The organism is Alicyclobacillus dauci, assembly GCF_026651605.1.
Classification (GTDB): domain Bacteria; phylum Bacillota; class Bacilli; order Alicyclobacillales; family Alicyclobacillaceae; genus Alicyclobacillus; species Alicyclobacillus dauci.
The window spans coordinates 967,642-987,935 of record NZ_CP104064.1 but is presented as its reverse complement, the minus strand read 5'-3'; the positions used below and the strand labels follow the sequence as shown (position 1 = coordinate 987,935).

Genomic DNA, 20,294 nt, shown 5'->3' with positions numbered 1-20,294 from the left:
TCGCGGTAGCATTCCTCGCTCGCCTTTAATCTGTAGACTTAATCTTTTGCCTGTAGGGCAGTGGTGAGTCGATCGACATACCAGTTTACCCCATATGCCTCGGTCGCGGGCGCCGCGCCTTGAGCTATCTTTGCATTCCCGCCACCTTTCCCGCCGGCTTCCTCCAAAATAGGCCGCAAGACAGACTGAACATCCGCTAGTCCTGGTGAGTCTCCTTGAACATGAATCCGATCCCCCACCTGTGCCACAATAAACACACTGGCATTGGCGGATGTCGCTTCAAGTTGACGTTTTACGGCCTTCAACATTTCCTTCATTTCACTTGGATCCCCACAGTTATCCAGATTAACAACGAGAAACCCGTCACGTGAAATTGCTTGTTCCTGTTCTGACACCGCCTCCTGGGCCTTATACTGGTATAACTCAACTTGTTTGGCGTGCATTGCTCGCTTTGTATCGAGGAGACTTTGTTGCATTCTCGTAAGCGCCTCGGGGATGTCGCGGAATGATGCAGACAATTGGTTGGTGACATACTGGATGACGTGGTTCCGTTCTTCGTAGTCACGAAGAGCGCGCCCCCCGCAGACAAAGGTTAAGCGCGTCCCGGAACGCATTTTTTCGGCTTTGAGAACCTTGATCATTCCCACTTGTCCCGTTCGCTTGGGATGGGTTCCACCGCAGGCGTTGTTATCGAAACCTTGGATGGTCACGATGCGAATATTTTCATTCACTTTAGGTGCATGTCGCAAAGATAAGGAAGGGATCAGAGCCGGATCGACAAACTGAGCTGTGACGGGGAGGTCATCCCAAATGATTTGATTCGCCAACTGCTCTGCTTCAGACAACTGTTCTGTTGTCATCGACGGTGTGTCTAAATCGAGCGTTGACCACTCGTCGCCCATATGGAAACCAACGGTATCCCAGTCAAATGTCTGCTCGAACGCTGCCGACAAAATGTGCTGGCCGCAATGCTGTTGCATGTGATCAAACCGGCGTGTCCAGTCAATGCGTCCTTCTACCGGTGTTCCTTTTGCAAGTGGTTCGCGAAGGACATGGACAACATCTTCACCGTCGACAAACACATCAATGACTTCCATTCCGTTGATTGTCCCCAAGTCGTGAGGCTGTCCACCTGAAGTCGGATAAAATGCTGTCTGTGAGAGAACGACACCCCATCGGTCGTCAGGCTGTCGTCTTTGGTCCACGACAGTTGCCTCGAAAACTTGGAGGTCGCTGTCGAAATAATAGAGTCGCGACGTTACATCCATATCAAGCGCTCCTCCTCGTAGATGATTCAAATCTCGTCCCTACTTGAGTATAACCCGAGGGCGAATGGAGACATCGATTTTTGTCACACGTAACTTCAGATTGACGGAGGATGAGGAAACATTCAAAAAATTACATTTGGGGTATTTTATTTTTTTACCATTTATGCTTTTCTAGAAGTGTATCTCGTGCGGTATATACGCCTGATGAAGAAGTATGTATTAGCTTGCGGTCGACCATTACTAGTGAAAAGGAACTTTATACATCATCCAGTGATTGGGGACAACGCTAATTATGTTAAATGCCGTAAAATCTGAGAGGAAGCCCATCTCCCGAAAGCGGTTTCTACTCGCAAGCAGTTATATTGCCTTCGGTGTTTTATGGCTGTTTTCCACGAATACATTTCTCATCAGTGTCTATGGCAAGCAATGGCCGGAGGTCCCTGTCGCTATTCGTTTTCTTCTGTTCTTATTGATAACAGGCTTGACATCACTATTATTTACTGAAAATTTCAACCCTGCCGTGCGCTATGCAAAAAGGCGGGCTTTGGAGGCAGTCACTGACTCGCAGGAACTGTTCGAGTCGGTGTTTAACCACACAACCGACCCCATGGTCGTCTTTGACCTAAACGCATGTATTAAGAGGTTCAATCCGGCGTTTGCAAAAATGTATGGTTATAGCCAAGCAGAACTCAATGGTTCCATCATTCCGATCATCCCAAAAGACCATGTTGACACGGCCTTTCGGTATTTCGACATGGTAAAATCGGGCCAGGCACCGTATGTTGAGTTTACAGGACCACGGATTCGGAAAGACGGATCCGTTCTCGAAGCCATGATCAAGTTCTCACCTCTCAGAAATGCTTTCGGCAAAGTCATCGGTGTATCCAGTATCGTAAAGGACATCACTGAGATCCGTAAAGCTCAAGAAAGACAAGTGCACTCGGAAAAACTTGTCGCCGTCGGCGAACTGGCAGCCGGTATTGCCCACGAAATTCGGAATCCACTGACAGCCATCAAGGGATTCGTTCAAATCCTCCCGAGTTCCCCTCCAGAGAAACAAATCATGTACAGTAAGCTGATAAATGGTGAATTAAACCGAGTTGAAAACATCGTTAATGAGCTGTTGGTTCTCGCTAAGCCGAATGTCAAACAGTATAAGCCAGCAAACCTGCAAGCCAGCCTTGTGGAGGTTGTCTATTTGCTGGAGGCTCAGGCAAATCTACAAAATGTCAAACTCGTAACTCAATTCGAAGAAGACGTCCCAGAAATCGTCTGTAACGAAAATCAATTGAAACAGGTGTTTATCAACCTTACGAAGAACGCCATTGAGGCCACACCGCTCGGAGGTACATTAACGATTCAGTTGTGCACGCTCGTTGATTCTGTGGAAATTCAATTCCGCGACACTGGCGAAGGGATTCCTCCGGACAAACTGAAGCAACTGGGTAACCCATTTTTCACGACGAAGGAATCAGGTACGGGGCTGGGTCTCTTGGTCAGCAAGCGAATTATCGAAAACCATCAGGGCTCATTCTACATTGATAGTCAAGTTGGAACAGGGACAACCGTAAGGATTGTACTGCCAATCAAATGACCGCGATATCCTCATATTGCGTCGTGAGGCGTTCATGGCAGGGTGGGTCCTAATTACTCGACCTATAAGGCCTCCTTTAGGCAAACACGGTTCCTCCCGGACTGCTTTGCCATGTACAATCCTTCGTCCGCGAACTGTGTGATCCGATCGATTGAGGTCGAATGAAAAGCGGTCACTGTACTAATGCCCATTGAAACCGTCAGGCGAATGGGTTTGTCGTTGTTGACGACGAAAATATTCGTCTCTACCGCAGAACGGATACGTTCGGCCACCTGCTTAGCACGTATTTGGTCGCAGACAGGCAAAATCACGGAAAACTCTTCTCCACCGTTGCGACAGACAATGTCCACTGAACGACAGGCCCGCAAGAACACGTCACCCACTTGCTTGAGGACTTCGTCTCCAGCAGGATGGCCATACGTATCGTTTATCTGCTTGAAATAATCAATGTCGATGATGAGGAGAGACAACGGTTCCCGTTGTGCTTTCGCCTGATCATAGATACGGTTCATCTCTTCATTAAAAGCACGGGTATTTTTCAAACCCGTTAGGAAATCCTTTCGAGATACTTCTTTCAACTGGTCAAGAGCATCTTGACTTCTCCAGAGATAGGAAACGAGAAAGCGAGTAAAGTACGTTGCCATCACAATTGAAAAAACGTATTGAACGTAAATCTCTCCAGCCGCTTTCCATCCGGGAATGACTATGTGGATTCCCAATCCGAGTAAAACAGAAAAAATGGCTGCCATGGTCCACCATTTATGTTGCCGCCTGATGCTGGCTCGTGCTACCCACCCGAATGAGACCCCGGCAATGAGTACGATAGCCGCGTTGACAAGTGCAGAAGTGGAATACGGGTATGACGCAAAGCGAAACACAGTGATCACGACAGCAGCCACAATGGAGGGAATGGGACCTCCAACTTGCGCGGCGATCATAATGGGAATGCTTCTTAAGTCGATGAGAACGGTTTTGGAAAATTGAATTCCGAATTGCATGAGAAGAACACCGAATAACCCTTGTGCGAGGCCCGTTGCCAGCTTGAATGACACTGACGAGGAATTGACCCGATGCCTAATTTTTCGGAAGAGCAGATAGAGGAGAAAAATCCCGGTACATAATATGCAAAAATTAATAAAAAAGTCTCGTAATACCATGTGGGCCAAAATGTATACCGCCTTGCGTGTGTATTTGCTGATTCGATTATTGTAGCGATAAATTCGATTTTACAGAAGCGAAATGGAACAATCAGGTGTTCCATTTCGTTCCATTATTGTATTGTGTCACCCCGTCACAATCAGTGATTTTGACATTTTTCCTTCACTGTACTAAAGTCATATGTCGTCACATTGAATCCAATATCTGTGAGGAATCAAGGAATGGAAGAGTCGAAAGTGGAAACTTCGTTTACAACGCCGTGGCGTTGGTTGGTCTTGGCAAGCATCGGTGTGTCGTATCTCTTAGTCTTCACCCAGCGAACCGGCCCTGGCGTGATCACCGATCAACTTCAGGCTGAATTCCATGTTTCGGCAGCCATTCTCGGAACGATCACAAGTATACAGTATCTCCTATACATGCTACTGCAAATCCCGATAGGGCTGTATGGGGACAAGTCCGGGCCCGAGCGGATGCTGACGACTGGCGTCCTATTCGACGGTGTCGGAACTCTGGTGTTTGCGTCTGCTCACAGTTTTGGTTGGCTGCTCCTTGGCCGCGCCATTGTCGGTCTGGGCGATTCCCTCATCTGGGTAAACATTGTCCTTATTCTCGCCAAGTGGTTTGCCAAGGGACGCTTCGCAGCGGTGCTCGCAGTAGTCAACACAGCGGGCAACCTAGGTGCATTAGTGACCAGCATCCCACTTGCCGCATGGATTGCTTACGAGGGGTGGCATCTTCCCTTCACCGTGATCGGATTTCTTTTAGTCGTGGCAGGCGTGCTCAACTTTGTCGTTCTCATTGGTGCAGGACCGGCACGCAGGGCAGCCGTTGAGCTCGCCGGTAACATTCGTGTGGAACGCCTGCCAGTGAGGCGGTTACTTGGAGATGTGGTTCGGGACCGGATTGCGTGGGCGACCTTCTGCTGCCACTTTGGGGCGATGGGTACGTATTTGGCCATGGTCAGCATGTGGGTTGTCCCATACTTTATGGAAGTCTACGGAGTAGCGCGCGCGGAGGCCGCATGGTTTACGCTGATCGCGTTCATCGGTGCACTCGTCGCTAGCCCACTGATGGGGTGGTTGAGCGATAAATTGCGTGACCGGAAGCGACCATACCTAATTACACAGGTGATAGGTACCATCGCTTGGTTATCTGTCGTTCTCTTTGAAGGCAAGCCACCGCTCCTGGTGTCGGGGATCGTGATGTTTATCGTCGGATTTGGTTGCGGAAGCAGCCTATTGACGTTTGCCACCATCCGCGATCACGTCCCAACGGAACGCTCCGGCGTCACTTCAGGCTTCGCAAACACGGGTGGATTTCTCAGTGCGGTGTTGTTGCCAGTCCTGTTCGGAGCCGCCATCGATGCACTCGGAGGCGCTACTGGCGCCAGCCCTCAAGCTCTGCGTCACGCTTATGGCCTGGCCTTCCTCCTGCCAACCGTTTTTTCCGCGGTCGGGGTGATGGGTAGTCTGTTCCTGCCCCAAGGGTCACGGAGTCGCTTAGCCGAAACAAAGAGTGCGGCTTTAGGTTAAGGCCATCATAGTCCTACGTGAACAACATAACCGGTGGACTGGGGACCAACGTTCCCCTATCACACTTGGCGCGACCAAGACGCCGTCCAAACCCTAATATTACGGAATTCCAGTCCCTTGCGTGCCCTCGTGCAGCCTACTGCAGGTGGATAGCGGTCAGTTGTTCCTTTTAGCCTTAGCTGGGCGGGGGTCCCCCGGCTAACCCTTTCCTCAAACCATTTCTACTACTCAATAGAAGCTCATACTAGTATGATACAGGTACAACTATATCCTGCGGCGAACTGGAATAAGGACGTGAAATACATGAATATCAAGTATGAAATTTTACCTAATGAAAAAATTGAATACTGTAGAGATTTGTGCAATGAACTCATGGTCTTTCAGAAGTCAAAGGCCTACATTAAGCCAGAGTTATTCGACAGCATGAATTTTGACACACGAATGGTACCTTCTATGAAAAGTGCATTACACAATTATACGGTCGTTGTTAGAGATGATGATGAGATAGTTGGCTACGTGTACTCTAACGTCTCTCCCAAAGAAGCGTATTCAAATGATTTTGCGACTTTTTTTGACCTGTCTTCCGTACGTAGAGACAACGTAGGTTGTTTATCCCAGTTTTACATTCGAGAAGCGTACAGGCAAAGTGGCATCGGGTCAGTATTGTTCGATATGTCGATGCAGTGGTTGAAACAATTTGACGATATCGAGGATTATTTTATCTTTGTTTCAAACGGCAATGACAACGCGTTGGAGTTTTACAAACGAAAAGGCTTCATGGTTAGCCATGACATATTAGATGGCTTTATCACCGTTTTGCGCAACAACGTATAAGCCCCCCTTCCTGTCGTTCGTCCCCGCATGTCTCGACTGTCGGGGCCTTCGTTTTATTGCGCAAATGTTTTCATGGTGAATGTCTGGATTTAAGATAATGAAAAACTAGCTAATCCGTGATGCTGTCTTAGTAAGGTGGTATACATAGTGAGCGAATTTGGAAAATGGATAGTATGTGTAGCCGTTCTTTGTACGCTTTCTGGATGCGCTCAGCCGACTTCTCCACAACCTCATAATATAAGCCTTAAGCAAGTTCCACAAACAGTGATACACTCCTCTACTAACGTAGGAATACACTACGGAGATAGTCACCCCACGGTGATAAAAGCACGCATCGACTATGATGATGGTTCCCACAAAATGTTTTACGATTTAATCCTTCAGGGTAACTTCCACTACGACGCGAAACCTGCTAAATATCTATTTCTGAACATCTGGCCAGACGGTAGGGTCTGGTCTCAGAACGGATCGGAGACCCTTCCCCCGGAAGATTGAAACGAGTGTGAAACCGGGATCGCAAAACGTCACCACGGGCATCGAATTAAGTAGCCAGTCTAAGCCGCCCGCAGGCAGTCTCTGGGTCGGTTTTTTATTGCGAAAAAAATTTGTGGGGTAACTGTGATCGATTCAGATTTCCGACGTCTAATTAATGAAAATGTAGGGAGGTGACTTGGCTTGAGTTCGGAACCTGATAAACACGAAGTCATTCGACTCCTTTATGATCTGTACCGCCATGATATGCCTCCTCGCTGTTTTAGGTGGGTAAAGCGAAGGACAACTTGCCTAGCAACAGGTAAATCATAGAGATATAGTTCTCGACGTTGCGATAACCCTTCGCTCTTCGTTTCATGGCTTGGATGAGACTGTTCATACTTTCAATCAGGGCATTATTCACTCTGCTATCAAACCAAGACAGTATGCCAGTTTGGTGGCGGCGAATGGTTTTAGCGGCGTCAATCATTGGTTTGAGCCGCGAATGCGTGGCCCAGAAGTACCACTTGTCCAGAAACGGCTTGGCAAGGGACTTTGGCTGTATCCAAAGCTCTTTGAATGTCAGCATCATCTGGTATGCCTTTGCCGTCTTGAGATTTAAGTGCCGAAGCTCCTGTAATCGCTCTTTTTGCTTGCTTGTCAAATTGTGCTCATTCTTCAGCCAAATGTACCTGGATTGTTTGAGCATGGGCTGTGTGCGTTGTTCTTCACGGCGTACTTTGTCCACCGCTTCACCGATTACTTTCGTAACATGGAACTTGTCAAATGTGAGTGAAGCGTCAGGAAAGTATTTGTGAACACCAGCAATAAATGCTGGAGACATGTCGGAGCAGACAGTTTCGATTTCATCTGGGTCGCCGCCATGTCGCGTGAAATCATCGACGAATCGCGTAAGGGTACTCATGTCTTTGCCATGCGTGACGAAGATTACCCGTCTTTGCTCTGTATCTGCAACAACGGTCACGTAGTGATGACCGCGAGCTGTAGAGGTTTCGTCAACCGCAATGTGGTGAACATCTGAGAAGTCTTGTGATTCGCGAGCCTGATTCACATAGTGGCGAACGATACGCCAGATACGGGTATCATGTTCCCCGACTAGACGTGCAACTGCCAGAACGGGCATCTCGCGAACCAGTTGAAGGATGAATGCCTCGAAGCCGTATGAGAAATGCCCGCGTTTGCGTGCCCAGGGCACTTCGATGGTCCGTACACCCCCTTGTCCTTCGAGCAATCATGGCACCAGATTCGAGGCACTTTGGCGTGAATGTATGTGTCGTGCTCAAAGTGATTGAGGTGCCTCCATGAGCGAGTGTCGCGGTCGTAGATGTCCGTGTTCTGACTGCCGCAATTTGGGCATGGGAACTTGGTTCCATCTTTGTAGTCGACCGTGATGTCAAGACGTTTATTCTCTTTGCTGAATTCAACCGAAGTAACATGCCAGGGAGATTGAACGCCAATAGAGTGATTGAACAAGTCAAGAACGGGATCGGACATTTGGATAACCTCCTGTTACGTCAAGAGAGCGTGGAATACCGACCAACGGGAGGATATGCCGCGAAAGCTCTTGACGGATGCCCAACTTGGCATCCTACAAGTCATGTCAAGCCGACAACAAGGAGGCATTGACCCTAACTCTGGTTTGCCAATGGGTTTTTATACCTCCATGATTGACTTGTTCAACCCATCTCAACCAGCGAAGAGCCCATGATATTTATCGATTCGCGCGGTTTACTCTGGGTGATGCGTCCAGTGCCTACGATGTCGTTCACGAGGTTTTTGTCCGTGCGATCCGGTCATGGGAAAAATTTAGAGATGACGCGAATCCAAAGACCTGGCTACTCACTATCGCTCGAAATTATATGTACGATTACCTCCGAAAACAGAAAAAATGGGAGAGGTTTGTGGCTGGATACGACCCACCTTTTATACCGAACGAAGCCCTGTCGATAGAAGACACGATGGTTCTCGAAGAATCGCTTTTGGCATTAAAAGATACCTATCGGCAAGTCTTTATACTTCGGCATATTGAGAACTTATCCATAGCCGAAACGGCACATGTACTCGGGTGGTCTCAAGGGAAAGTAAGGACGACAGACTATCGCGCGGTTGCCAAACTTCGAGGATTACTTGGAGCAAGCTTTGAGGAGGCGAATCCTTAAATGAATGGCTATCGAGATCCGATTGAGACATACGAAAAATTCTCCCGTGCTGAAATTGAACTTGAAAAGTCGGAGGAAATATGGAAGCAAATCGAAGAATCGATATCGTCATCGTCGAATTCGAGCAGTTTCTTGAATAAATGGCGATCGATCCGGTGGAAAACGGTAGGGGTAGCTTGTGCAGCGCTATTTATCGTCGGCGGCATTTTTGTGGACCGCCCCTCCATCATGGTCAATCTTCCTCCAAATTCGACGAACGCTACGGAAACCAAATTACCGCTCAGTGGCCCAGTTGAAGTTGTTTCCCTGAACTGGAGACTGGTTATCGCTAAATCATTGCTTAAAGCCGGCCCGTACTACGATATTGGAATTTACTATAATGGAAAGAAACCTATCCTGGCTAATCAGTTGACATTTTCGTGGGAAGGGTCACGCACAAGTACCGGCCAGGGTGAGACGCTGCAACCGGGTGAATTTGTGAGTGGATTCTTCATGTCGCCGATTCAAAACGGCCTGGCACATGTTCCCCCTCTGAAGGTGTCCTGGGTGGAAGGATCGCCTTGGGTAAACGGGAAGGATCACAGTGAAACACTCGTTTTGGCAAATGCAAAACCCGATCTGAGTGTGCAGAACTACCACGAATACGCTGGACATGGGCGTAAATGGACTGTGACGTATGCGTACGAAACGATTGTAGGCAAGGATTTCAATCAATCACGTGGTAACATTGTCCTACAGTACAGTGGGAAGCAAATCGGCAATTCGGTTACTTACACCATCAGTTCAAATGCGGGCACCCAACACATGAAGTACGTAAATCCTCAAGGAAATTCAATACGCCTCGATGTCGACCCAACCCAAAAGGGCTTCAACATCAACTCGCCGAGTGCCAGTGTGACAATACAATGGCAAGGTGGTACGGACAAGGTAACCTTAACGAAGGTAAAGGAGACACATCCGTAACCCGTGAATGATAGGACACTGATCCCAGCAACATGTTTACTGTCTCTCTCATCATACGCGGTCATAATCCACGGTTACTGACACAAAGCGGTGAGAACAAAATTAAGGCCCTCAGACTCCCTTACGGGCAGTCTGAAGGCCAACCATCGTGGAAGTGAGAACCACCATTCCGTTATCGCGATGATTTGGAGATGGGCGACGTGAAATTCCTGAAACAACGGAATCACAGTCCTTTAGCGTCCATCGCAAATTCAGTGTAAATGCACAGCGGAATGAGGTTCCCCTATTTCATACCCCAAGCTTAGCGGCCGAGCCGGTTAAACCAGGTCGGGGCGGGCCCCGTCGTTTCAAGCATCACCCGCATCAACACAGCCGTGTTCAAGCACAAGAGCCACTGTCCGCAAGGGCCGAATCTTTCCGAGCCCAATCGGCTTATTGACCAACAACACGGCAGCCGGTATATGAAAGGCCCCCATACCGGAAATTTCAGCCAACCACGGCAGACGTCGCTCCCTCCACTAGAGCAATCGCCGTTGCTTTAGCGGCTCGATCGCTACAGTGTGCCTCCGTTTTGGCACTGTGGGTTTCCCCGTCACTTCGTCCAGTATTCTTGCCAATTGCTCTGCTTGATACGGACGTGTTAACTCCCTTGGGACAGGTCGGTGGTCAGAGATTGGACCGTTCTTCCGAAAGTGGTTGACCATGGTGACAATTTCGTCTTCGATTCTTGCGATATCCGTGGGGCCTACGACCACACCTGCCTGATAGTGCTCTATGAGTGATGATGCTTCGCCTTGCTGCATGATGCCGAAAATAGGGCGACGCGTGTACAAATACTCGTATAGCTTGCCAGGAATGTACATGTGTGCGCTTGGGTCCGCGTCTCCGATGAGCAGCAAACTGTGCGCTGCGGCCATGCGCTTGGTCACTTCCTCGTGACGAAGATAGCCCAGGACTTTGACGACCTTTTGTAGGTGGAGTCGTTCGACGAGATCGGCATTTGCATTTGATCCAGGGTAGTCGAAGACCCCCGCAAACTCCACGCGAATGTGATCCGGGTGGATTCGACCGGATCGAAGTGCTTGGCTCAGCGCTTTGAGGAACGATTCAGGCGATCTCTTCGGATAGAGAATACCCGCGTATAGTATCGTGAACCTTCCAGCCTGTGGGGCCGGGTCAAGTGTGTGAAAATCGGCGGGATCGACGCCATTTCGTATGACAGTCGTTTTTTCGCTGACAGTTGCATGTTTGCGTGCGAACAGTTCTGCGAACGCGTCCGTTACCGTTGTGATGGCGCTGCAGTTGACAAGAACCCGGTGCTCAAGCCAGCGCTCGAAGCGGGCCCGCCAGCCCGTGGCGTGGAAGTGCATGTTGTCCGTCCAGGGATCGCGAAAATCTGCGACCCACTCCACGTGCGTCCAACGCCTTAACAGCCACCCCACAATATGAGCGCTCACAGGGGACGACGTCGTGACCACACAATCGATCCGCTTCTCCCGCACAATGCGGCTGGCTGCAAAAGCTGCCTTCAGCGCCCACAAAATTTGTTCGTCCGGTGTCAGCAAGATATCCTTCAGGGATTTCAACATCCGTTTGACTCTCTGGCGCAACCCCTCCTCGCCGTCGTCGGTTGTGAGGGTGCTGTCTGAAGCTGCGGCAGATGACGTGGTGGCTGCAAACGCACGCTTGATGAGACCGACCATGGGATCCTTCACACGAATGGTTTCGATCTCGTCCGGCACCTCGTCAAGCAGGTGTTCATCCATTGTGGCTGACACGGCGTCGTGTGTGGTGAGGACAGTGGGTGTGTAGCCGTGATCGCAAAGGTACTTGGCGAACTTTAGGGCACGCTGTACGCCGATGCCGCCGATTGGTGGAAACAAATAAGCGACAATTAGCACCCTTTTCCCTTTTTCCATCGTGCCCTCCCCTTTCATACGCTTTGTAGCACGGGCGCGTCCAGTAAATCCGGTACGTGAGCCGCGATTCGATGTCTCGGATCCACGAGAAGGACAGGTGCGCTCGTCGTACTCAACAGTTCCGCCCAATCGTCTCTTTCAAACGCTGGCTGCCACGCACCCACCAAAATCGCGTCCGCTCCCTTTAGGCACGCTTCCATTGAGGTGACTTGGTACGGCTTTGGTGTTTCAATGAGCGGATCGAATGCGCGTACGGTGGCACCAAGGCGCTGCAATTCCTCCACGCAGCGAATGGCAGGAGACTGCCTAGTGTCGTTCGATCCGTCTTTCATCCCCAGACCCAACACAGCCACGACCGCCCCATCGATAGACTTATCCGCCTGCTTCAATTCCTTGGCGAGGGCACCGGCAATGTCGGAGGGTACCGCCTCGTTCAGTTCCCGGGCCGTTTGGAAGAGCGGCAATGGGTATGTTGTCTCGTCTACAGACGCGCGCAGGTAATGATATGCATTTGGAATGCAATATCCGCCCACACCGACGCTCGGCAATAGCAAATTCACCCGTGGATGGGTATTGACCATTTGAATGAGCTCGTATAAGTCCACATGGTGGGATGCAGCCACCTGGCGCAATTGGTTGACGATGGCCAAGTTGACGTCCCGCTGAGCATTCTCAATGACTTTTGCCAACTGAGCCACGCGCAAATCCGTCACGTGGATATGACCATCCGTCAATTTGCCGAGCACGCGCGCTGCGAGCTCTGCACACTGTTCCGTCAGTCCGCCTACGACAATGTCGAGTGTCTGAAACTCGATCATCGCCCTTCCCTCCGCCACGCGTTCCGCTGCGTATGCGACGTGGAAATCAACGCCAGCAACCATGCGACTGTGCTCCTCAAGGATGGGCACGCACATATCCTCCACCATACCCGGGACGACCGTGCTGCGGATGATGACGAGATCGTGCGGTTTGATGACACGTCCGAGTGCCGCCATCGCTTCGGTTAACGGCTCCGTCACGAGCGATCCCGTCCGCGGATCCGTCGGGATACCCACCGTCACAAGGTACGTCGTGGATTCCCAAGCCGCCACCGACAGCCGAGTCGTCGGCACAAACGCGCCAGACGCCAAATGCACCTGCAACCGCTCGGTTAGCGTCTCACCCCGGTAATCCTCCTGAACGTACGCCACACCGTTCATGAGTTGCTCAACTTTGCTCGAAGCTGTATCAACACCGATCACCCGCAAGCCACGCTCGCACAGGCAAATGGACAACGGTAAACCAATAAATCCAAGACCGACAACGCTCACTGTTTCCCGCATAGAGGTCACCTCATCTACCAAACTTGTGCCTAGTTTAAGGAGCGAATGTAGGCTCTTGATGAAATCGAGGTTAAAAGTTCGCGAACAATGTAAAGATTTGATTGAGAGAGCACGAAGAGTTCCGGGGCGCCCGTGACAGTAGGATGCCGTCTGACAGGGATGCTGATTTTTCAATCTATTTTTGAGGAAGTAGGATTACCATGATTACTTAATAGGGCACAAATCCTCAGAACACGCGCTCCGCCCTATTATCAGGGGCTGTCCCAGCTGGCGTATCGTCACTTCACGATCTCGCCCTCGGGCCAGCCCCGTCATGTTCCACCGGAACCTAGTTGATTTGAAGTCAGTTCAACAGGCTCAAATTTCAAGTTATGATGACTACTAATTTTTCAATGATCGTTCGATGGTTTACTACTAAAATGATGGTGTAATCGTAATAATTCATAATCTGCGAGGCGAAATTCGAGGATGAAGAAACGTTTGTTGATGTTCCAAGCCGCATCAGTTGCCTTATGTGTTGGTTTTGGCACGTACACCGTTGTCAACCATGTGACGTCGGCTCAGCCTTCCGTTCAGGCTCCTGTTCAGGCTCCTGTTCAGCCTTCGAACACTGTGAATGCACTCGCGAATCATTTTGCTTCTTGGCACTCCTACGATGTTCCACAGAGCGACGCACAAATCCAAGAACAACTCCAACAGCAAATTCAGCAGCAAGAACAGCAGATTCAACAGGAAGTGGAACGCTGGCAACAGCAAGTGAACCAGTTGCAACAACAAGCGGAGTCGGGGCAGCAACAACAGACCAACCCGCAGTCACAACCGGACGCGCAACAAGGGAATCAATCCACGTCATCGGCAGTGAGTTTGCCCGCCAACACCCAAGCCTCCGGAAACTGGGCGGGCTATATTGCTAGTCCGGCGTCGAGATCGGACAGTTATACCAGCGTCACCGGAAGTTGGACCGTGCCCAATATCACGGGCAGCCAGGACGGTGTTGCCGCACAATGGATAGGCTTAGGCGGCGTGTCCAGCAACGATCTTCTCCAAATGGGCACCATTGAACAATTCGTTAACGGCCAAGCAGTCGCCAACGTATTCTGGGAGAAACTTCCCGCAAGCGCACAAAACATCATGACGGTGCCCATCGGATCGACGATCAACGCCAGTATTTCGAAAGCGACCGGATCGACGTGGAACATCACTTTCACCGCACACACACCTGCGGGACAAACCGAGACCAAAACCATCCTAGTCACCCTGAACACGTCGTATGCACGGGGTATCGGGACGTCCGCGGAATGGATCAGCGAGGATCCATCTGACGAGAACAACAACCTCTATCCCCTCGCAGACATGGGGACGGTCTCCTACGCGTCCACAACTGTAGACGGTCAGCCGCTGAATGCAGCCGGCAACCAAATCCAGCCCGTCGCCCTCGTCGACAACGGCGGCAATGTGTTAATTGCTCCTTCGGCGCTTGGAACAGACGGAACGTCATTTTCGACAGCGTCTGTGAGCGCGGGCACCACCTTGAGCGGCCAAGCTGGCCAAGGTAGCGGACGAAGCGGTCACCATGGACGGTACCATCACTTAGGTGGTCACAGCAGTGGATTTACGGATTTCGGGTCGGGGTATGGCTTTAGTCGGTGGTGATGCGGTGGGTGTCAGCCCGGCCGCCGCATGGGTGGCGCCGGGTGGGGGGAATGGTGGTCAGGCAGGGAATAAGGTACCTATGTTCTCTTGTCGGGGCAAAATATGTCGTGCGTGCCTCATGAGCGTACCAGGGTTCCCTTGTACCTCCCGGCGTGTCACCAGGGCACCGCCAGGAGGCCAATGATTCCCCAACGTACATATTGACTTGCCATGACTGCTAGAACGCGATCGTCGTTGTAAGCAATAGAAAGTCGTCATTATTCTATTCCTTTCTAATGCGGGAATTGACGCATATTTTCGATATGCTACACTAAAAATGAAAAGAGAGCCGAAGCGGACACTTCGACTCTCGGGCACCGACGCCTTGGGCGTTGTCCCTGCCCAACAGATGTCTAGTTGAGCAAGAGCCGCCCCATGGCGCGAACCAATTGGGGGCGGCTACTTGCGTTTCAAGGCAAGAATGACTATGGCTACAACGAGTGACAAAAGCGAAACAATCAATGACCCGAAACTAATCATCATTGACAACGCGTTTGCTACACTCATACGCCACACCCCCTCCCCTCTCGGGCAGGGAGCGTCCCCAAGGTGGTGCTTACTTCTAGTTTAGCATCACGATTGCACAGAACGTAGTACGTACTTGTAGTACACGCAAGACCTTTCCCTCGTTCACATGGATATGCATAGGTTCGGTGCGTTTTTGACCCCTTGTTTGTGCCCTTGTATATGTACCGATTGAACAAACAGCATTAAGGTACGTATATATAAATTGTGACGTCTACTCATACATAATCAAAGTGAATCTGTCACTCAACTCTGCAATTCGAATACACATCCTTAAACTATCATCACATATACACATACCTTATGCCTCTGGGCATCCTTCCGGGCCGGGAGGCAGACGGCGATAGGTTACCTATGTTCTCTTGTGGATACAAACTAAGTCGCACCTGCCTCATTAACGGCACCCGTGCTCCCTTATGCCTCCATTCACCTTGCCGGGACACCGCCAGCCGGCCCAATAACGTACCTATGCTCCGTAGTGCGGCCAAACTATGCCTGCCCAGCCTCATCAAGGTACCCATGTTCCCTAACGCGCCCGGCAGCACGCCCCGGCTCCCCACGCCCAACCCGCTCCACCGCCGACTCCCCGTCGCTCACACCAACAAACCCCGAACGGCCCAATCCTCCAGCGTATACGCCATGTCAAAGAAGCGCAGCTCAAGCTGACAACTCGTCAGGAAATGCTCACGCATCAAGTCTCTTTCGCGCTCGCCCGAATTTAAAGTATACGCATCGATCCAATCTCGGAACGTCGCCAAACCGGTGTGCATCTCCTCGCTGCTGTAAAAGCGAATCCAATCGTAAAATGCGTGTGTCTCGTTCGGCTGTACTCGTGACATCATGTCGTCCGCGATGTCGATATAGATCCAGTGGCAGGGGAGTAGAGTTGCGAGGATTTCACCGAGCGATCCGCTCTGGGCCACGCTCAACATATGCTTCGCGTAATGATGCGCGGTCGGGGCCAGTGCAACGCCCGTTTGCAAATCCCGGTAGTCGACTTGAGCGACACGACAGAAATTGATATGTGGATGGATTTCTTCTTCTAGGACAATCCTCATTCTCGCGTGAAGGTCGCGCATTTGGTCCCGATTCGTGCATTTAGCCATAGCGAGGCCGTAGACCTGAACATAAGTCGTTAGGTACTGGTAGTCTTGCTGAACGTAATGGATGAGTTGGTTCGGTTCGAGGCTTTCATTTGCAATGCCTTGAACAAAGGGGTGCCGTTTGATTCGTTTAAATAAGGCGTCCGTCAGATTGCGAAGTTCGTCAGTGAATTGCATGATAATGTGCCTCCCTGTGTTAGGAGACCGCTAGGGGGAAGTGAAGCGCATAAAGCTGGCATCATGCTTCACATTAAATCGTTGCCACTTCCCTACGCTGGCATTACCCAGTTCAGGTGCTAAGGGTCCAAGGTGTAAACCTTGTCTCAGCGAACAGCTCCCCTAGTGGTCCTTGAAGTTTAAGTTGAAACTAATTTTACCATAGTCCATGTGACGGAAAGACCAATTATGACAAGAAGCCTAAAAATAAATCGTCAGAAACGTTCCGAGGGACAACAGCATGGACGTGACTGTCATGGCTGCGAGTGGTCGGAACGCTTTCGTGCGCAGGTCCTGGAAACTTACATTCAGCCCCAGACCGACCATCGCCATCGTCAGAATGAACGTTGTCAGTGAGGCAATGTCGTTCATGATGACTGGTGGAATGACGACGAGGTGACCGATGACGTAGCTCCCGATCACGCTCATCGCAATGAATCCGATGAGGAACCAGGGAAACTCGACTTTGACATGATCGGCTGCCGTACTCCCACGACGTTTCATCCAAGCCATGAGGATGAAGCTGAGGGGGACGAGTAAAAAGACGCGGCCCAGCTTCGCCAGCAAGGCGATGGCAAGTGCATCCGATCCCGCCGGAGCCGCAGCCAACGCAACATGTGCAATTTCGTGCAAGCTGACACCGGACCATATCCCGTAGTGGAGACTCGACAGAGGTAACAAGGGTCTCAGCACCGTATAGACGATGGCGAAGACAGTTCCCATCAGTGCGATAATACCTGCGCCAAGGGCTGTGTCCTCCTCTTTTGCTTTGACGATTGGCGAGACGGCCGCAATGGCCGCAGCCCCACAGACACCTGTCCCAATGCTCAACAATAACGATAATCCTTTGTCTGCCTTGAACAACTTTGCCAGCAGCATGGTCACTGCGATGGCGAAGACGATGGTCCCTGCATCCCGCAAAAGAAGCCAAAGTCCTTTATGCAGCAGCGTATCGATATTCAGTTTTAACCCGAAGAGAATGATTGCGGCCCGAAGGAGTCGTTTGCTGGAGAATTGAATGCCGGATCGAAGGCGTTCGGGATACCCGGCCACCTGACGGTAGAGGACAGCAATAATGATGGCGCAAGCGAGTGGTCCGATCCGCCCGAATATGGGCAACCTCGACAACCCGAGTCCAAGCAATGCTACGACGAACGTAAATGTGATACCTCCTACCCATGCTCTCGAACGAGCCCGGTTCGCGCCTCCCCGATCGTCCGAAATCTGCTCATGGGCACTTTGCTTTCCGTGTGTCAGTGTAGGCACCATACCGCGGCCTCCCTTACAAGTTCCTTCCTGCTGGGATCATACGCCTTGCGCACACCATTACAGAAATAGATAATTATTATCGTAATCATAAGAAATGCTTATTTATCACTCGTTTTTGAGAGAGGGATCGGAATTGATACAACAACTGTTGACCTTCATCACGGTCGCGCAGCATCGCAATTTCACCCGCGCCGCGGAACACCTGCACACCACGCAGCCTGCAGTGAGTCAGCAGATCCAAACACTGGAGCGGACCCTGGGTGCACAGTTATTCGAGCGAACCAATCGCAGCGTGGAACTGAACCAAGCAGGGCGTGTGGTTTACGATTACGCAAAACAGATCATCGATCTCTACAACCACATGACGCGCGTCGTCGACGACATGATTCACGATGAAAGTGGCGTGTTGCGAATTGGTGCCAGTTTTACTTTCGGGGAATACATCTTGCCGCAATTGTTAGCCGGCTTTGTGGCACGGTACCCGCGTATTACACCGTCGGTGTCCATCAACAATACACGAGACGTCGTCGATCACGTCGGTCTCGGCCTACTCGACATTGGCATCGTCGAGGGGCACTACGTAAACGACAAAGTTTCCGTGGAACACTTGGCTGACGACATGGTCTTTGTCATCGGCTCTTCGCGTTGGTTGAATCGTGTGAGTGCTGACGATCGAACCCGGGACAGACTTGAAGAACAAACCTGGATCCTCCGCGAAGAGGGATCAGGAACGAGAGAAGTCCAAGAGCACGCACTGGCGGTTATGGGAATTGCCCCTTCATCCATTCTGGAAATTGGCAGCACCCAGTCGATTAAGGAATGCGTCGAGGCGGGACTCGGTTTGACCATCCTATCGGAAGCAGTTCTCCGCAAAGAAGTTCACTTGGGAACGCTGCAGATTCTCGACTGGCCAGGCCTGCCCTTGCGCAGAGAATTTTCTATCGTTATGCAAAAAACTTCGTTTCATCCTCAATCCACACATTTGTTCAAACGGTTTCTACAAGCATCGGACCCAGTCTCAAGTCTCAGCCAAAAATGAACCGTCATTGTTCCTCCTGTCGTTGGGGAGCGATATGTGTGCCTTGAATTCGGGTGAGCGTGAAAGAGACTTGATGCGCTACAATAGATTACGGACCAGAGATTACTGACCAGAAAGGCATTTCCGATGGCCGGATGCCTTTTCACCGAAGTGTTTATTTAGGATATCTTACGGCGCAAGCCAGCAAGGAGTTCGATGGATGAGACATCAGATGGCCATGAGTGCCAGCGTCATGATACTCGCAGGTCTAGTCGTGACAGGGTGTGGTACAGCAAACGACACATCCCCTGCAGGAAATCATGCCAGCACAAACTCTGCTGCAGGAACAGCAGGCACTCAGAACAAGTCGCAAGCTATAACGATTGGCTACATGAACTGGGATGAGGATGTCGCTGCAAGCTATCTTTGGAAGTATCTCCTTGAGCAAAAAGGGTATCAGGTAGACATGAAATTGCTCAGTCCAGGACCTGTGTGGGAAGGCCTGTACACAGGGGATTTAGATGTTTTCTTCGACTCTTGGATGCCATACGTAGATAAAGACTATGAAGCAAAGTACGGGAGTCGAATTACCACCATCAATCGCTGGTATGGCGGTGTCACGCAAGAGGGATTTGCCGTCCCTGATTACGTGCCCGTAAAAACGGTCGATCAGCTTCGCGCCTATGCGGACAAGACAAACGGGCAGATCATCGGGATCGAGGCAGGATCAACAGAAATGGGTCAGGCAAAACAAGCCCTTACTACATATAACCTGCCGTACCAGATCGTATCCAGTTCAACACCTGGTATGCTGACGGAGTTACAAAAGGCTGTGCAGGCAAAGCAGCCCATCATCGTGACTTTGTGGAGTCCACACTGGGCATTTGCGAAATACAACCTGCATTACGTAGAGGATCCCAAAGGCGTGTTCGGCAAGCAGGGCTATGTCGAAACCGTCGCCAACAAGACGTGGGCGGGAAACAATGCGACCGTGGTGAACTGGTTGAAAAACTTCCATTTGTCGGAGCAACAACTCGGCACGCTGGAAGAGGATGTCGCTGGACAAAGTGACGATCCGTCAAAAGGCGTAACAGAATGGGTTACCGCCAACCAAGACGTCGTGGACAAGTGGCTGAAATAATTGTTTCATTAAGCTCCCGCATCACTGTTTTTCATCGTGACTCGGGAGCTTTTTCGTTCAACTTTTCACTCCAGGGCCGTTCGGTGGAA

The 20,294-nt window shown here is 50.7% G+C and carries 17 protein-coding genes, 1 pseudogene and 1 riboswitch; of the genes and pseudogenes, 9 read left to right on the top strand and 9 right to left on the bottom strand.

Annotated features, from left to right (window positions below; all coding sequences use genetic code 11):
- Window positions 1–38: 38 nt before the first annotated feature.
- Entirely contained in the window at window positions 39–1,268 is a 1,230-nt protein-coding gene (locus tag NZD86_RS04890; RefSeq protein WP_268045375.1) for an alanyl-tRNA editing protein, read from the bottom strand.
- A gap of 292 nt (window positions 1,269–1,560) precedes the next feature.
- Here NZD86_RS04890 and NZD86_RS04885 point away from each other — a divergent pair, with 292 nt between their 5' ends.
- Entirely contained in the window at window positions 1,561–2,862 is a 1,302-nt protein-coding gene (locus NZD86_RS04885; RefSeq protein ID WP_268045374.1) for an ATP-binding protein, read from the top strand.
- Between the two features lie 62 nt (window positions 2,863–2,924).
- Here NZD86_RS04885 and NZD86_RS04880 read toward each other — a convergent pair whose 3' ends face one another.
- A complete protein-coding gene (locus NZD86_RS04880; RefSeq protein ID WP_268046791.1) occupies window positions 2,925–4,019 on the bottom strand; it encodes a diguanylate cyclase in 1,095 nt (364 codons plus the stop codon).
- A 222-nt stretch (window positions 4,020–4,241) separates the two neighbouring features.
- Between NZD86_RS04880 and NZD86_RS04875 the strand changes: the two genes are divergently transcribed.
- Both NZD86_RS04875 and NZD86_RS04870 read left to right on the top strand, forming a co-directional pair.
- Window positions 4,242–5,552, top strand: a complete 1,311-nt coding sequence (locus tag NZD86_RS04875; protein ID WP_268045373.1) for an MFS transporter — start codon at window positions 4,242–4,244, stop codon at window positions 5,550–5,552.
- A gap of 357 nt (window positions 5,553–5,909) precedes the next feature.
- Window positions 5,910–6,386, top strand: a complete 477-nt coding sequence (locus NZD86_RS04870; RefSeq protein WP_268045372.1) for a GNAT family N-acetyltransferase — start codon at window positions 5,910–5,912, stop codon at window positions 6,384–6,386.
- Between the two features lie 754 nt (window positions 6,387–7,140).
- Here NZD86_RS04870 and NZD86_RS04865 read toward each other — a convergent pair.
- A pseudogene (locus NZD86_RS04865) lies at window positions 7,141–8,372 on the bottom strand (ISL3 family transposase).
- 55 nt (window positions 8,373–8,427) lie between these two features.
- On the opposite strand from NZD86_RS04865, the gene NZD86_RS04860 reads away from it, so the two are divergent.
- From NZD86_RS04860 to NZD86_RS04850, 3 genes are read left to right on the top strand one after another with little or no spacing between them, the layout of a single operon-like run.
- A complete protein-coding gene (locus NZD86_RS04860; RefSeq protein WP_268045371.1) occupies window positions 8,428–8,586 on the top strand; it encodes a hypothetical protein in 159 nt (52 codons plus the stop codon).
- Complete coding sequence (locus tag NZD86_RS04855) at window positions 8,546–9,037, top strand: RNA polymerase sigma factor (protein WP_268045370.1); 492 nt, start codon at window positions 8,546–8,548, stop codon at window positions 9,035–9,037. Before NZD86_RS04860 ends, NZD86_RS04855 begins: the two co-directional genes overlap by 41 nt.
- A complete protein-coding gene (locus NZD86_RS04850) occupies window positions 9,038–10,000 on the top strand; it encodes a hypothetical protein (RefSeq protein ID WP_268045369.1) in 963 nt (320 codons plus the stop codon).
- A 347-nt stretch (window positions 10,001–10,347) separates the two neighbouring features.
- On the opposite strand, the gene NZD86_RS04845 is transcribed toward NZD86_RS04850, so the two are convergent.
- From NZD86_RS04845 to NZD86_RS04835, 3 genes are read right to left on the bottom strand one after another with little or no spacing between them, the layout of a single operon-like run.
- A complete protein-coding gene (locus tag NZD86_RS04845) occupies window positions 10,348–10,494 on the bottom strand; it encodes a hypothetical protein (RefSeq protein WP_268045368.1) in 147 nt (48 codons plus the stop codon).
- A 24-nt stretch (window positions 10,495–10,518) separates the two neighbouring features.
- A complete protein-coding gene (locus tag NZD86_RS04840) occupies window positions 10,519–11,919 on the bottom strand; it encodes a glycosyltransferase family 4 protein (RefSeq protein WP_268045364.1) in 1,401 nt (466 codons plus the stop codon).
- 14 nt (window positions 11,920–11,933) lie between these two features.
- The gene (locus NZD86_RS04835) at window positions 11,934–13,241 is read right to left on the bottom strand and encodes a nucleotide sugar dehydrogenase (RefSeq protein ID WP_268045363.1); all 1,308 of its coding nucleotides are present in this window, start codon (window positions 13,239–13,241) and stop codon (window positions 11,934–11,936) included.
- A 468-nt stretch (window positions 13,242–13,709) separates the two neighbouring features.
- On the opposite strand from NZD86_RS04835, the gene NZD86_RS04830 reads away from it, so the two are divergent.
- Entirely contained in the window at window positions 13,710–14,894 is a 1,185-nt protein-coding gene (locus NZD86_RS04830; protein WP_268045362.1) for a G1 family glutamic endopeptidase, read from the top strand.
- A 438-nt stretch (window positions 14,895–15,332) separates the two neighbouring features.
- Here the strand turns inward: NZD86_RS04830 and NZD86_RS04825 are convergent, their stop codons facing one another.
- From NZD86_RS04825 to NZD86_RS04815, 3 genes are all read right to left on the bottom strand, one after another.
- Window positions 15,333–15,440: a putative holin-like toxin gene (locus NZD86_RS04825; RefSeq protein ID WP_268045361.1), complete on the bottom strand. Its 108-nt coding sequence runs from the start codon at window positions 15,438–15,440 to the stop codon at window positions 15,333–15,335.
- A gap of 611 nt (window positions 15,441–16,051) precedes the next feature.
- The gene (gene tenA, locus NZD86_RS04820) at window positions 16,052–16,738 is read right to left on the bottom strand and encodes a thiaminase II (protein WP_268045360.1); all 687 of its coding nucleotides are present in this window, start codon (window positions 16,736–16,738) and stop codon (window positions 16,052–16,054) included.
- Between the two features lie 72 nt (window positions 16,739–16,810).
- Window positions 16,811–16,912: riboswitch (TPP riboswitch) on the bottom strand.
- Window positions 16,913–16,978: 66 nt separating this feature from the next.
- Window positions 16,979–18,046 (bottom strand): YeiH family protein, encoded by a 1,068-nt coding sequence (locus tag NZD86_RS04815; protein WP_268045359.1) that lies wholly within the window; start codon window positions 18,044–18,046, stop codon window positions 16,979–16,981.
- Window positions 18,047–18,179: 133 nt separating this feature from the next.
- On the opposite strand from NZD86_RS04815, the gene NZD86_RS04810 reads away from it, so the two are divergent.
- Together NZD86_RS04810 and NZD86_RS04805 are read left to right on the top strand one after the other, a co-directional pair.
- Window positions 18,180–19,085 (top strand): LysR family transcriptional regulator, encoded by a 906-nt coding sequence (locus NZD86_RS04810; RefSeq protein ID WP_268045358.1) that lies wholly within the window; start codon window positions 18,180–18,182, stop codon window positions 19,083–19,085.
- A gap of 199 nt (window positions 19,086–19,284) precedes the next feature.
- Window positions 19,285–20,205, top strand: a complete 921-nt coding sequence (locus NZD86_RS04805) for a glycine betaine ABC transporter substrate-binding protein (RefSeq protein ID WP_268045357.1) — start codon at window positions 19,285–19,287, stop codon at window positions 20,203–20,205.
- Window positions 20,206–20,294 lie beyond the last annotated feature (89 nt).